The 13123-nt window shown below is 69.3% G+C and carries 16 protein-coding genes and 2 pseudogenes; 7 read left to right on the top strand and 11 right to left on the bottom strand.

All coding sequences use genetic code 11. From position 1 onward, the window contains the following. Positions 1-152: 152 nt before the first annotated feature. Positions 153-1238: a 5-(carboxyamino)imidazole ribonucleotide synthase gene (locus Q0V34_RS19800; RefSeq protein ID WP_297515803.1), complete on the bottom strand. Its 1086-nt coding sequence runs from the start codon at positions 1236-1238 to the stop codon at positions 153-155. A gap of 4 nt (positions 1239-1242) precedes the next feature. Beyond that, on the bottom strand, positions 1243-1734 hold the full coding sequence (purE, locus tag Q0V34_RS19795) for a 5-(carboxyamino)imidazole ribonucleotide mutase (protein WP_297515800.1): 492 nt from the start codon (positions 1732-1734) through the stop codon (positions 1243-1245). Positions 1735-1932: 198 nt separating this feature from the next. Between purE and Q0V34_RS19790 the strand changes: the two genes are divergently transcribed. From Q0V34_RS19790 to Q0V34_RS19780, 3 genes are all read left to right on the top strand, one after another. Further along, on the top strand, positions 1933-2649 hold the full coding sequence (locus tag Q0V34_RS19790; RefSeq protein WP_297515797.1) for a GGDEF domain-containing protein: 717 nt from the start codon (positions 1933-1935) through the stop codon (positions 2647-2649). Between the two features lie 100 nt (positions 2650-2749). Next, positions 2750-3115, top strand: a complete 366-nt coding sequence (locus tag Q0V34_RS19785; RefSeq protein WP_297515794.1) for a response regulator — start codon at positions 2750-2752, stop codon at positions 3113-3115. Positions 3116-3197: 82 nt separating this feature from the next. Beyond that, positions 3198-4904, top strand: a complete 1707-nt coding sequence (locus Q0V34_RS19780; RefSeq protein WP_297515791.1) for a M61 family peptidase — start codon at positions 3198-3200, stop codon at positions 4902-4904. Positions 4905-5026: 122 nt separating this feature from the next. Here Q0V34_RS19780 and Q0V34_RS19775 read toward each other — a convergent pair whose 3' ends face one another. The 3 genes and pseudogenes from Q0V34_RS19775 to Q0V34_RS19765 form a co-directional block, all read right to left on the bottom strand. Next, a complete protein-coding gene (locus Q0V34_RS19775; RefSeq protein ID WP_297515789.1) occupies positions 5027-5248 on the bottom strand; it encodes a DUF465 domain-containing protein in 222 nt (73 codons plus the stop codon). Positions 5249-5316: 68 nt separating this feature from the next. Next, positions 5317-5875, bottom strand: a pseudogene (locus tag Q0V34_RS19770) (TIGR02444 family protein). Further along, positions 5784-6413, bottom strand: coding sequence for a UbiX family flavin prenyltransferase (locus Q0V34_RS19765; RefSeq protein ID WP_297515785.1), 630 nt, complete (start codon positions 6411-6413; stop codon positions 5784-5786). Before Q0V34_RS19765 ends, Q0V34_RS19770 begins: the two are co-directional and overlap by 92 nt. A gap of 129 nt (positions 6414-6542) precedes the next feature. On the opposite strand from Q0V34_RS19765, the gene Q0V34_RS19760 reads away from it, so the two are divergent. Then, positions 6543-6716, top strand: a complete 174-nt coding sequence (locus tag Q0V34_RS19760; protein ID WP_297515782.1) for a DUF465 domain-containing protein — start codon at positions 6543-6545, stop codon at positions 6714-6716. A gap of 90 nt (positions 6717-6806) precedes the next feature. On the opposite strand, the pseudogene Q0V34_RS19755 reads toward Q0V34_RS19760, so the two are convergent. The 4 genes and pseudogenes from Q0V34_RS19755 to Q0V34_RS19740 form a co-directional block, all read right to left on the bottom strand. Beyond that, positions 6807-6898 (bottom strand): annotated as a pseudogene (locus tag Q0V34_RS19755) (hypothetical protein); the annotation flags it as partial. A gap of 26 nt (positions 6899-6924) precedes the next feature. Then, positions 6925-7641 (bottom strand): DUF1013 domain-containing protein, encoded by a 717-nt coding sequence (locus tag Q0V34_RS19750; RefSeq protein ID WP_297515778.1) that lies wholly within the window; start codon positions 7639-7641, stop codon positions 6925-6927. Positions 7642-7755: 114 nt separating this feature from the next. Further along, positions 7756-8481, bottom strand: coding sequence for a DUF72 domain-containing protein (locus tag Q0V34_RS19745; RefSeq protein ID WP_297515774.1), 726 nt, complete (start codon positions 8479-8481; stop codon positions 7756-7758). Between the two features lie 107 nt (positions 8482-8588). Beyond that, complete coding sequence (locus tag Q0V34_RS19740) at positions 8589-9566, bottom strand: NAD(P)H-quinone oxidoreductase (protein ID WP_297515771.1); 978 nt, start codon at positions 9564-9566, stop codon at positions 8589-8591. A gap of 76 nt (positions 9567-9642) precedes the next feature. Here Q0V34_RS19740 and Q0V34_RS19735 point away from each other — a divergent pair, with 76 nt between their 5' ends. Both Q0V34_RS19735 and Q0V34_RS19730 read left to right on the top strand, forming a co-directional pair. Further along, positions 9643-9849 (top strand): DUF1192 family protein, encoded by a 207-nt coding sequence (locus Q0V34_RS19735; RefSeq protein WP_297515768.1) that lies wholly within the window; start codon positions 9643-9645, stop codon positions 9847-9849. A gap of 189 nt (positions 9850-10038) precedes the next feature. Beyond that, the gene (locus tag Q0V34_RS19730) at positions 10039-10548 is read left to right on the top strand and encodes a DUF1465 family protein (protein WP_297515765.1); all 510 of its coding nucleotides are present in this window, start codon (positions 10039-10041) and stop codon (positions 10546-10548) included. A gap of 164 nt (positions 10549-10712) precedes the next feature. Here the strand turns inward: Q0V34_RS19730 and Q0V34_RS19725 are convergent, their stop codons facing one another. Beyond that, on the bottom strand, positions 10713-11390 hold the full coding sequence (locus Q0V34_RS19725) for a COQ9 family protein (protein WP_297515763.1): 678 nt from the start codon (positions 11388-11390) through the stop codon (positions 10713-10715). 181 nt (positions 11391-11571) lie between these two features. Between Q0V34_RS19725 and rpsU the strand changes: the two genes are divergently transcribed. Beyond that, positions 11572-11805, top strand: coding sequence for a 30S ribosomal protein S21 (gene rpsU / locus Q0V34_RS19720; protein WP_096053900.1), 234 nt, complete (start codon positions 11572-11574; stop codon positions 11803-11805). A 219-nt stretch (positions 11806-12024) separates the two neighbouring features. Here rpsU and Q0V34_RS19715 read toward each other — a convergent pair. Further along, positions 12025-13123, bottom strand: a 1099-nt coding sequence (locus Q0V34_RS19715; RefSeq protein ID WP_297515761.1) for an ABC transporter permease, incomplete at its 5' end; no start/stop codon positions are given.

Raw genomic sequence — 13123 nt, 5'->3', positions numbered from 1 at the left:
GCTTCGCCTACCCACTCACCCTCCCACGCCTGCGGCGCGGGCCCCTCCCTCTCTCCATGAGAGAAGGATTCCTTGTGACCGCCATCCACCCTTGGCGGACCTTCAGCACTTCCCCGCTCGGCGCCGCCGCTCGGCCTAGTTCCGCCGCAGCCTCAATCCCGTAGCGCCCTCAGCCGGTTCACATGCCCCATCTTGCGCCCGGGGCGGGCTTCGCCCTTGCCGTAGAGGTGGAGGCGGGTCTCGGGTTCGGCGGCCAGCTTGCGCCAGGCGTCGACGTCGGCGCCCAGCAGGTTGGTCATCTCGACATGGGCGTGGGGCGCGGTGGGCCCCAGGGGCCAGCCGGCGACGGCGCGGATGTGCTGCTCGAACTGGTCGACCTCGCAGCCGTCCTGGGTCCAGTGGCCGGTGTTGTGGACGCGCGGGGCGAACTCGTTGACCAGCAGCTTGCCGCCGGCCAGCTCGAACAGCTCGACGCCGATGACCCCGACATAATCAAGGGCGGTCAGGATCTTGGCGGCGATGGCCTCGGCCTGGTCGCGGGTGGCGGGGGTGATCTTGGCCGGCGCGACGGTGCGGCGCAGGACGCCGCCCTCGTGGTGGTTCTCCGAGACCGGGTAGCAGGCGATCTCGCCGTCGCGACCGCGCGCGGCGATCACCGACAGCTCGCGGCCGAAGTCGGCCGGGGCCTCCAGGATCGCCGCCTGGCGGCCGATCTTGTCGAAGGCGGCCTCGGCGTCGGTCGCCTTCTGGATCCAGGCCTGGCCCTTGCCGTCATAGCCCTCGCGGCGGGTCTTCAACAGCGACGGGGCGCCGAGGCGGGCGACGGCCTCGGCGAGGCTGGCGCCGTCGTGGACCGGCGCGAAGGCCACGGTCGGCACGCCGATCTCGGCCAGGAAGGTCTTCTCGGCCACCCGGTCCTGGGCGGCGGCCAGGGCCTTGGCGCCCGGCGAGACCATGGCGCCCAGGGCCGTCAGCTCCGACACGGTGTCGGCCGGGACGTTCTCGAACTCGTAGGTGACGACGTCGCAGGCCTCGGCCAGGCGCTTCAGCGCCCAGCGGTCGTCATAGGCGGCGACGATCTGGCGGGCGGCGACGCGGCCGGCCGGGGAGCCCTCCTCCGGGTCCTGGATGACGACGTCGAAGCCCAGCCGCGCGGCCGCCAGGGCCAGCATCCGGCCCAGCTGGCCGCCGCCGAGGACGCCGATGGTCGAACCGGGCGCAAGCGGAAACGCGGCCATGCCCTTAGTCCTCGACCGTCTCGGCGACGCCCTCGGTCTGGGCGGCGCGGTAGGCGGCCAATCGCTCGGCCAGGGCCGGATCGGACAGGGCCAGGATCTGGGCGGCCAGCAGGCCGGCGTTCTTGGCGCCGGCCTCGCCGATGGCCAGGGTCGCGACGGGGATCCCGCCGGGCATCTGGACGATCGACAGCAGGGAGTCGAGGCCGCTGAGGGCCTTGGATTGCACCGGCACGCCCAGCACCGGAAGGTCGGTCATCGAAGCCGCCATACCCGGCAGGTGGGCCGCGCCCCCGGCCCCGGCGATGATCACCTTGTAGCCGGCCGCCTTGGCCCCGGTCGCGAACGCCACCAGCCGCTGCGGGGTGCGGTGGGCCGAGACGACCTTGGCCTCATAGGCCACGCCCAGGCTCTCCAGCGCCTCGGCGGCGAGCTTCATCGTCGGCCAGTCCGAGCGGCTGCCCATGATGATGGCGACAGGCGGGGTGGTCGAAGTCATCGCGTCGTCCCTCGGAGCGCGGCGAACGAAAGCCGCCCCGTATGCGCCCCGCTCGTTCCGGGCAAGCCCAAAACGACACAATCGGCCGGCGCGGCGCGCGACGCTCCGCGCCTGTGACCAATTGGCGCCCCGATTGCGTCGAACGCCGTTCCCGTTAACCTATAAGGAGCTTAACAATTCGATTCTCCCCGCGAGACCATGAAGATCACCGGCGCCCGGACCGAACCCTTCGCCGCCATCCGCAAGCGCGCCCTGGTGCGCGCGGGGGCGCAGGTGGCGGCGCGCGAGGTCGCGGCCCCGGACAGCGCCGCGTTCCTGGGTCTCACCGAGGCGGATCTGACGCCCAAGGTCGTCGAAGCCCTTCAGACCCTGATGGCCGAGATCGAGGATCTGCGGAACGAGGTCTCGGCCCTGAAGCTGCGGCTGAACGAGGCCCAGGGCCTGGCCGACATGGACGTGCTGACGCCGGTGCTGAACCGCCGCGCCTTCCTGCGCGAGATGAAGCGCGTGGCCGCCTTCGCCCAGCGCTACGGCTCGCCCGCCAGCGTGGTGTTCTTCGATCTGGACGGCTTCAAGAGCGTCAACGACCGCTTCGGCCACGCGGCCGGCGACGAGGCGCTGAAGGCCGTGGCGCGGCGGCTGCTGGCCAATGTCCGCGAGAGCGACGTGGTCGGCCGCATGGGCGGCGACGAGTTCGCCGTGCTGCTGGCCCAGGCCGACAAGAACACCGCCACCGCCAAGGCCCAGAGCCTGGCCGACGCGGTCCGCGCCCAGCCCGTCGAGTTCGGCGAGTGGTCGGCGCCGCTGCACATCTCGTTCGGCGTGCGCGAGATCGAGCCGGGCGCCGATCCGGAAGAAGCACTGGCCGAGGCCGACGCGGCGATGTTCGTCCGCAAGCGTCGGCAGGCGAGTTAGGCAACCGCTGGTCATGCGACCTTATCGCGCGGCGACGGAGCGCGGTTGGGCAAGGTAACAGGCGTTTAGACTCTGTTAAGTAAGGACAGGACGCGGGCCGATGCAGCGTATTCTGGTCGCCGAGGATGATCCGATCCTGTCGATGATCTACGAGATCACCCTGACCGAGGCGGGGTTCGACATTCTGCTCTGCAAGGACGGCCAGGAGGCGTTCGAGGCGCTGGAGGCCTTCCAGCCCGACCTCGTCATCACCGACCATTCGATGCCGCGGATGAGCGGCGGCGAACTGGTCAGCGCCGTCCGCAGGCTTCGCCCCGGCGCCTCGACCCTGATGGCCTCCGCCGTCGATCTGCGCCTGCTGAAGGACGACCAGCACGCTGACGCCCGCCTGGAAAAGCCGATCACGCCCGGCCGGCTGCTCCAGACGGTCCGCGATCTGGAAGCCGCGCGCTACGCGGCCGAGTGAGCGCCGGCAAGCTGACTTAACCTTAAGCTGACGATAGGGTCGCGCTGGTCCAAGCTGAAGCTTGGGCTGGAAGGAACCTCTCGTGATCGTCAAGACCTTGCTCGCCGCCGGACTGGCGGCTGTCCTGGCCGCGCCGGCCCTGGCCGCGACGCCGCCCGTTGACGTCTATCGCGTCGCGCCCGTGATCGAGAACGGCAAGGTCGCCGCCTTGGCGGTAACGATCACCCTCCCCGCCGACGCCGACGGCGAAACCCGCCTGAGCCTGCCGGACGCCTGGGGCGGCGGCGAGAAGCTCTGGCGGTTCATCAAGGATCCCAAGGTCGGCGGCGGGACCCTGTCCACGCTCGACGAGAAGACCTGGGTCATCAAGTCGAAGCCTCGGGCGCCGCTGACGGTCAGCTATCGCGTCGTCGGCGCCTATGACGGGACGCCGCCCTTCGACAGCGTGACCTACGCCCAGCCCATCGTCGGCCCGGACGGCTTCTATGTCGTCGGCCACACGATCTTCGCGCGGCCCGAGCGACGCGACGGGGACTCGGCGCGGTTCGTCTGGGCGCCCGGGGGTTCTGGCCTGAACTTCGCGTCCGACCTGGAACGCCTGGAAAAGACGCCCGGCAAGCTGAATGACATCGGCCGCAGCGTCATGATCGCCAGCAAGGACCTGCGGGTCCTGACCCGCGACGTCGCCGGCGCGCCGGTGCGCCTGGCCGTCCGCGACGCCTTCGGCTTCAGTGATGACGCGTTCGTCGACATGACGGCCAGCGTCATCCGCGCGGTCCGGGGCTTCTGGGGCGACGGGGGCGAGCCCTTCCTGATCACCCTGATGGCGTACGACGCGCCGAAGGGTTGGCGCTCGCGGCGCGGCTCGGGCCTGGGCGACGCCTTCGCGGTCATCTCGACCCGCGAGCCGACCCTGGACTATTACCCCGTCTTCCTGACTCACGAGTTCTTCCACACCTGGAACCCGGACCAGACCGGCGGGCTCTTGGACGGGCCTCAAGAGCCGTTGGGCTACTGGTTCAGCGAGGGGTTCACCGACTATTACGCCCGCCGACTGGCGCTGCGGTCGGGGCTGATCAGCCTGGAGGCCTTCGTCGCGGACTGGAACCAGGCGCTTGACGCCTATGGCGTTTCCCCGGTCCGGTCCGCCCCCAACGCCGAGATCGCCAAACGCTTCTGGGCCGACAAGATCGTGCACATGCTGCCCTACCAGCGCGGCGCGCAGTTCGCCGTGCTGATGGAGGCGCGCCTGAAGGGCCAAGGCGGCCTTGACCCGGTGATGCTGGCCATGCGCGCGGCGGCGAAGACCCAGGATCCCGCGCGCCGGGGCGGCTCGGCGGCGGCCCTGTTCCCCAGCGTCGTCCAAGCTCGGACGGGAGTGGACGTCACGCCGCAGATCCAGCGCTACATCACCGACGGCGAACCCGTCCTGCTGCCCGCGGACGCCTTCGGCGGCTGCCTGACCGTGGAGACCCGCACGCGCCCGAGCTTCAACGCCGGCTTCGATCTGGACCAGACGCGCAAGACCCGGATCGTCAGCGGCGTGGTCCCCGACGGCCCAGCCTACGCGGCCGGCCTTCGCGACGGCATGAAGTACCTGGGCCGCGAACACGGGGCGGACGGCGACGGCTCGGTCGAGGCCGCCTACGCGGTGCAAGACGACGGACCGAGCCGCGTGATCCGCTACATGCCGGCGGGTAAGGGGACGGTCACCGTCCAGCGGATCGTCATGCCCAAGGACCTGACGCCCGAGGCTCGCGCGGCGTGCGTCAAGGCGGTCGCCGGCTAGGCGGTCGCGGCTAGAGCGTGATAGCCGAAAGTGTGAGCGGTTTCGGCGGCTAGCACGCTCTAAATGTTAGAAAACGAGCCTGTTTATCTGTTTCGAATGACTCCATTCGAAACCGACAGGCTCTAGGCGATGATATCCGGGGTCAGGAGATCCTCCAGCCGGATGATCTCGTCCTTCAGCGCCAGCTTCTTCCGCTTCAGGCGGGCGATCTGCAGCATGTCGGGCTGGTAGCGTTCCTCCAGCGCGCGGATGGCGTCGTCGAGGTCCTTGTGCTCCTCGCGCAGATCCGCGAGGCGACGTTCGATCGCGATGTCGGTGTCGTCCGACGGATCATCGTCGTTCATGGACAGTCTCGAACTGGAGGGACCCCGAAGGGTGATAGAGGGCAAAGGCTGACGAGCGGTAAAGGCGGTCAGGGACTCTTTACGTCGAGCGCGGCCGCCAGGTTTTCAAGGGCCGCGCGACGCGGGGGATCGCCGGAGGCCTCGGCGGCGGCGCGAAGGCCCTCGAGCACCGGCAGCGGCGCGCCGGGCGGTCCGGCCAGGGCTTCCAGGCTTTCCAGCAAAACCCGCTCGCCGCGCAGCTCGACGGCCTTGACCGCCTCGCGCAGCGCCTCCTTGGCGGCCTCGTCGACCGGCGGCCGCGGCGGCTTCAGGGCCCGGCGCACGCCGCGTAGGGGCGCGCCGATCTCGGCGTCCCAGGCTCGCATCAGCCGCGCGGCGGCCGCGAGGTCGGCCTCCCGCCCCTCCTCCGCCATCCAGGCCGCCCACAGCAGGTAGGGCACGTTCTGGCCGTGGGCGTCCTGCAGGTTCAGGCACGCGTCCGCGACAGGTTGACGCGCATAGGCCGTCACGGCCCAGTCCCACAGGCGCATCGGCGTTAACCTTCCCCCCCTGGAGGGCCCTTGCCGGTGATCGTTTCGAGGTCCTCGCCCCAGCGCTTGACGGGCCGCCAGGAGAGGTCGAACAGATCGAGCGCCCGCCCCACCGACTGGTCGACCATCTCGGCGATCGAGGCGGGCTTGGCGTAGAAGGCCGGCAGCGGCGGGGCGATCACCGCGCCCATCTCGGCCAGCCTCGTCATGGTCCGCAGGTGGCCCAGGTGCAGCGGCGTCTCGCGCACCAGCAGCACCAGCGGCCGGCGCTCCTTCAAGGTGACGTCGGCGGCGCGGGTCAGCAGGGAAGCCGTGACGCCGGTGGCGATTTCGCTCATCGTCCGCACCGAGCACGGGGCGATGATCATGCCCAGCGTCCGGAACGAGCCCGAGGCGACGGCCGCCCCAATGTCGCCCACGCGATGCACAACGTCCGCCCGTTCATTGAGCTCGCCCGCCGAAAGACCGGTCTCCTGGGTCAGGGTCAGCACCGCCGACTTGGACACGATCAGGTGACTTTCGACCCCCAGATCGCGGCAGGCGTCCAGCGTCCGGAGGCCGTAGACCACCCCCGAAGCCCCTGAAATACCGACGACCAGTCTTGGGCGATCGGCGTTCTTAGAGGCGTCGGTCATGGTGAATTTTCGTCCGTCTTGGGAGCAAACGCGTCGGCGTCAAGCGCCGCCGCGTGCAATCATATGTGATCTGACAGCGTCACGCAGCGGGTGTTCTCTTTTCCTCGCAACAGCAAGGAGCCGAGAGCCATGGCCATCGAATCCCGTATCCGCGAGCTTGGCGCCCGTCACGAGGGCCTCGACCGCAAGATCCAGGAGGAGACCAATCGACCCGGGTGTGACGGTACGATGCTTAGGGAGCTTAAGCGGCAGAAGCTTCGGCTGAAGGAGGAGATCGAAGGCCTCCGCGCGCGAATGCACTAGCTGCTGACGCAGCCGAAAACACGAGGCCCCGCTCCGGCTGGAGCGGGGCCTTTGTTTTAGGCTGTTCCGAGCCGAGCGGCTCAGGTCCGGACGGAAATCCTCGTCCTTCGACAAGCTCAGGATGAGGATTTTGTGCCCGCGGGGCCGACAGTCGTCCTCACCCTGAGCTTGTCGAAGGGCGAGGACGCCGCCAGGGACTTGGCCGCCCCTACTCCTCGTCTTCCTCGTCGACATAGCCCGACGACTTGCCGAACACGTCCTCGGCCTTGAGGTCGCCGCGCGGGGCGCGGAAGTCTTCTTCCTCCTCGGCCTCGACCTCGGGCTCGAACTGGCCGGCCTCCGAGGCGGGGCGCAGGGTCGGGTCCTCGGGCGTGATGCCGCGCTTGGCGTCGTCCTTGGCCTTCTTCTCGGCCGCCTTCTTGACCAGGCCGTCCAGTTCCAGCTGGCCGACCAGGCCCAGGGTCACCGGATCGACGGGCTTGATGTTGGCCGCGTTCCAGTGGGTGCGGTTGCGGACCTGCTCGATCGTGGCCTTGGTGGTGCCCAGGATCTTGGAGATCTGGGCGTCGGTCACTTCCGGGTGGTGGCGCAGGAACCAGGCGATGGCGTCCGGACGGTCCTGGCGGCGCGACACCGGCGTGTAGCGCGGGGCCTTCTTGGCCGGCTTCAAGAGTTCGGCGTGACGGCTGACCTGGGCCTTCATCCGGTAGTCCGGATTGGCCTGGGCGCGGTCCAGCTCCTCGCGGGTCAGCTGGCCGTTGCCGATCGGGTCGGCGCCGCGGATGTCGCGCGCCACTTCGCCGTCGGCGATGCCGCGGACTTCCAGCGGGTGCAGGCCGCAGAAGTCGGCGATCTGTTCGAAGCTGAGCGAGGTGTTGTCCACCAACCAGACGGCGGTCGCCTTGGGCATCAGGATGTCGGACATGCGGTGCTCCAGAAATGACGGCGCCCGGCCTTTCGGCCGGGCGGGATGTTGCTGAACGCTATAATCCGGTTCGGGAGAAAAGGGAACGGGGCACGCGCGAAGCCGCCGTGCGGCCTAAAGATCCGCCAGGGCCTTCAGGATGTCGGCGTCCTTGGGCGCGGCGCTCTTCACGTCGTTGTCGAAATAGCTGTACGTGTCGCGGCCCGCCCGGCGCTGATCTTCGAGAAAGTCGGCCCAGGCCCGCAAGTCCGTCTCGGCATAGCGTCCGTGATAGCGGCCGCCCGGCCCGTGGCCGCGCGCATAGGCGAAGTCGGCGGTGACCTCCCAGGGCGACGGCGCGTCGTGGTGGTCCGAGATGCAGAAGGCCGCCCCGTGATCGCGCAGGATCGAATAGACGGCCTCGTCGTACCAGCTGACATGCCGGAACTCGACCGTCACGCGCTGGCCCTTGGGCAACCACGACAGGAACCGCTTCAGCCGCTCGTCGTCGCGATGCAGCATCGGCGGCAATTGCACCAGCGCGGGACCCAGATGCGCGCCCAGCGGCGCCATGCGACCGAACACCAGGGCGACGCTGTCCTGGCAGTCCTTCAGCTTCTTGTTGTGGGTGATGTAGCGCGAGACCTTCCAGGCGAAGACGAAGCCGTCCGGCGCCTGGTCGGCCCAGCCCTTGACGGCATTCTCGGACGGCAGGCGGTAGAAGCTGCCATTGATCTCGGTCGTGTCGAACCGGGTGGCGTAGTAGGCGAACCGATCCTTCAACCGCACCGTCTCGGGATAGAACGGCCCGCGCCAGTCGTCATAGGTCCAGCCCGAACAGCCGATGCGGGTCTCGCTCATGCGGGCGGAACGCGGGGGCAGGGCGCGGGGTTCGCGCGCCTCACTTTCCATACCCCGTCATCCCGCGCTTTATGCGCGGGATGACGTCGCTTATCGCGATAAGACCGCTAACCCACCACCAACACCACCTTCCCCACGTGCTCCCCGGCCTCCAGGTGCGCGTGGGCCTTCGCCGCCTCGGCCAGCGGGAAGGTGGCGTCCACGATCGGACGGACCTTCCCCGCCGCGACCCACGGCCAGACCACGCGCTCGACCTCGGCGGTCAGGCGGGCCTTCTCGTCGGCCGAGCGGGGGCGCAGGGTCGAGCCGGTGATCACGGCGCGCTTCTGCATGATCTTCATCACCGGGACCTCTAGCGTCGAGCCGCCCAGGCTGGCGATGTAGACGATGCGGCCGCCGGTGTTCAGGGCGTCGAGGTTCCTGTCGAAATAGCTGGCCCCGACCATGTCGAGGATCACGTCGGCCCCGCCGGCGGCCTTGACGATCTCGGCGAAGTCCTCGGTCTTGGCGTCGACGGCGATGTCGGCGCCCAGCGCCAGGGCCTTGGCCTTCTTGTCGGCCCCGCGCCCGGTGGCGATCACCTTGGCGCCCGCCGCCTTGGCCATGGCGATCGCCGTTGTTCCGATTCCGGACGTTCCACCATGGACCACCAGGGTCTCGCCGGCCTTCAGCGCCCCGTGCTCGAACACATTGGCGAACACCGTGAAGACGGTCTCGGGCAGGGCCGCGGCGTGGACGAGGTCCAGCCCTTCCGGGATCGGCAGGGCGTGGCGGGCGTCGACCGCCGCGTATTCGGCGTAGCCCCCGCCGCCCAGCAGGGCGCAGACCTGGTCGCCCACCTTCCAGCGCCCGGCGGCGACCACGACCTCGCCGGCCACTTCCAGGCCCAGGGTCGCCGGCGCGCCGGGCGGCGGCGGATAAAAGCCCAGGCGCTGCAGGATATCGGGACGGTTCACCCCGGCGGCGGCCACCTTGATCAGAAGCTGCCCCGGTCCCGGCTCGGGACGCGCGGCGGCGACCGCCTTCAGGGCCTCGGCGGGACCCTTGCCGCCCTCGATCGCGATCGCCGTCATCGTCTCGCCCATGGCGCGGTTTCCTCGTCAGGCTTGCCTTGAGGCCTAGGTAGGCGTCAGATGGCGGACGGAAAAGGGAGAACCGCCGATGTTCGAGGAGCCTGCGGAGCCCCGCGCCTTCAGCGGACGCGCGCTGAGCGAGACGACCCACGAGGACCTGGAGGTCTATGGCGTCGCCGAGTTGGAAGAGCGGATCGCCGCCCTGCAGGCCGAAATCGAGCGCACCAAGGCTCAGCTGGCCAAGAAAAAAGCCGGCCGGGACGCGGCCAATGCGCTGTTTGGTCGCTTAGACTAAGGATTCCTTTAGGGTTTCGGTGAGGTTACTGGTGTCTTAAGCGTAATCCGCTTTCGGACACCTCATTGCGTACCAGGTCTGTTCGGAAGGGGCGGGTCGCGAAACGGGACGACGAGTTCTGGCACGGGCGTTGCAGCCGCGTCGCCGAGCGAGACGTCCTCGCGGCCTTTCGAGGGGCATTGAGTAGCTATGACCGATGTGAACGCGTTCGCGGACACGCCTTGGCGCGCTGGAGTGATCCAGGACTTCGCGCGATCGGAACTGTTCGACCGCACCTTCGAGGAAGGCATGCAGCTGGTCGAGGAAACCGCCGCCTATCTCGACGGGGCCGGCCGGCATGACAGCAAGGTGCTCTCGCGCAACGCCGCCCTGGGCTACGCCACCGAAAGCATGCGCCTGACCACGCGGCTGATGCAGGTGGCTTCGTGGCTCTTGGTGCAGCGCGCGGTGCGCGAGGGCGAGATGCCGCCCGAAGCCGCCTGCGCCGAGGCCTATCGCCTGGGCGAGGAAGCCGCCGGCGATCCCCCGCCCGTCGAGGAGCTGCCCTACGGCCTGATGAACCTGCTGCAGCGCTCGGAGCGCCTGTACGAGCGGGTCCGGCACCTGGACCGCCGCATGTATGTGGAAGCGCCGAACGAAGAGGCGCCGCGCCCGGTGCAGGCGCACTTCGACCGCCTGGCGGCGGCGTTCGGCGGGTAGGATTAAAGCTGCTCCCCCCGTTGGGGGAGCTGTCGGCGAAGCCGACTGAGGGGGCTATCGCCGCCCAAGCCGCGCTGCCCCCTCCGGCCCGGAGCCTGTCCTCGGGCGCGCGCTTCGCGCGACCCGTGGGGGCCACCTCCCCCAGGAGGGGGAGGAGAAACTCGCTACCGTCCGTAACGCATCCTCGCCAGCGCCGCGACCATCTCGCCCGCCAGGTCCATCGGCTTCAGCCCCGCCTTCCACTTCTCGAAGGCCATGACGTTGTCGATGCGCGCGTCGAGATGCGACAGCGCCGAGTCGCGGCCCGAGGCCATGTCGACGGCCAGGGTCGAGACCAGGATCCCCGACAGGATCGCCCGCTTGGAATAGTGGTTCTCGTCGGTCGCCGTGTCGCCGGCCCAGCGCCACAGACCATCGGCCGAGTCCCAGGTCAGCCGCAGGGCCAGGGCCAGATTGGTCGGGAAGGCCAGGAACGCCGCCAACGGCCGCAGCACCTCGGCGTTCTCTTGCGCCGCGTCGAGCCGGGCGACCACGCCCTCGCGAATCCGCTGGCGAATCTTCAGCGCCGCCAGGTCGAACGCCTGCAGGCGCTCCAGCGCCGCCGCGTCGTGCCGCCGCGACAACAGGGCGGCCAGATCGCGCGGGCCGCCGGGCAGCAGCAGCTGGCCGTCGGCCTCCGACAGGTCCGCAGCGGCCAGGGCGCGCGACACCATCCCGGCGTTCCAGCCCAGCTTGGGAGCCAGGCGCAGGGCCGCGTCCAGAACGCGTTGTTCGGCCTGATCGGCCCAGCTGCCGCCGGCCCGATCCGAGGCGTGATCGGAGGTCTCGAGGGTTTGGCTCATGAATCCGAGTCTACACCGTGGTTTAGGCCGCGTCGCGCATGGACAGAGCGCGTGCGCTCTGCTATCAGCCCCGCCTCATCGCCTGGAAGCACCCCTTCCGGGTTACCCGGTTTTGTTCGCCCGCCCGGCCCCTCAAGAGGGACTTGGGAAATTGGTCGGGCTGTCGAATGGAGAGATACCCCTGGTCCAGATTTTCGTCCGCGACAACAACGTCGATCAGGCCCTGAAGGCGCTGAAGAAGAAGATGCAACGCGAAGGCTCGTTCCGCGAAATGAAGCGGCACGTGCACTATGAGAAGCCGTCGGAAAAGCGCGCTCGCCAGAAGGCCGAAGCCGTCCGTCGCGCCCGCAAGCTGGCCCGCAAGCGCGCCCAGCGCGAAGGCCTGCTGCCGATGCCGAAGAAGCCGAGCCGGTAAGACCAGGCTCTTCGCTTCGCCGAAGTTTACAAAGGCCGCGCGGCGATCCGCGCGGCCTTTGTTGTTTTCCGCCCCTATAATCCGATCTCCCCGGCGAATGCCGGGGCCCAGATTCATCCGCAGCGGCTGGGGATGATCCGGGATCAGCGGCGCCCCATCCACCGGGCGTCGCGCGGTTCGATCTGGGCCCCGGCATTCGCCGGGGAGACGGGGTGAGGCCTACCCCGCCTGCTTGCGCGCGATGCGGCCGATCAGGGTCCTGAAGTCCACCTTGCCCGTCGCCAGCGCGCCCACGTGGAAGGCTCGCGTCGAGAAGGCCACGATCGCGGCCGTGGTGGCGATCATCAGCACGGTCGTGCCGGCCACCTGGATCGGCGACAAATCTCCGGCGATACGGATCGGCATCAGGAACGGCGTGAACGGCGGGAACCAGGACAGGGCGTTGAGGATCGGCGAGTCCGGCGCGCGGATCGCCTGCCCCATGAAGACCATCGGGATCGTCATCACCATGATGATCGGCCCCAGCAGGGTCTGGGCGTCGCGCTGGCTCTCGCAGAAGGCGCCGATCCCCGCGAACAGGGCCGCGTACATCAGATAGCCGCCGACCAGATAGACGCCGAAGAAGGCGATCAGGCCCTTGCCCAGCAGCACGGCCACGAGGTCGCCGGCCAGGCCCGGGGCGAAGTTGATCAGGGCCAGCCAGCCGCCCATCGCCCAGATGCCCATCACGGTGAGAGTCAGGCCCGCCACCCCCAGGATCTTGCCGCCCATGATCTCGGGCACCGAGGCCGAGGACAGCAGCACCTCCAGGATCTTGGACGACTTCTCCTCGATCACGCTGTTGAGCAGGATGCTGGCCCCGGTCAGGGCCATCGACCACAGCAGAAGGCCCGCGACCAGGCCGACAAAGGTCGGCAGGCGGTCGCGCAGGCTGACCTTGTCGCCCGAGGCGGCCTTGGGCGAGAGGCTGTTGAAGGTGGGCTTCAGCGCGTCGGCCGCCTTAAGGGTCGCGGCCGAGACGCCGGCCCTCGCCAGGGACCGCTCGCGCATGATCTCGCCCACGGACTGCTTGAGGTCGGCCTCCAGCACCGGGGCGGCGAGGTTGCGGCTCCACAGGTCCATGACGATGGCGTCGTCGCGCCCGCTGAGCACCAGCACCGAATCCAGGCGCTTGGCGTTGATCTCCTGGCGGGCGACGAGACCGGCCTCGCGCGGCGTGGCCGCCCGCAGCGCCGCTTCCGGCGCGGGCAGCACCGCCGTCTTGGGCTTGGGGGGCTTGTAGCGCGCGGCGGCGCCGGCGTTGTAGCGCGCCAGCGCG

This window comes from uncultured Caulobacter sp. (assembly GCF_947036865.1).
Taxonomy (GTDB): Bacteria; Pseudomonadota; Alphaproteobacteria; order Caulobacterales; family Caulobacteraceae; genus Caulobacter.
The sequence above is the reverse complement of the archived record's forward strand: the minus strand, read 5'-3'. Positions and strand labels throughout refer to the sequence as shown.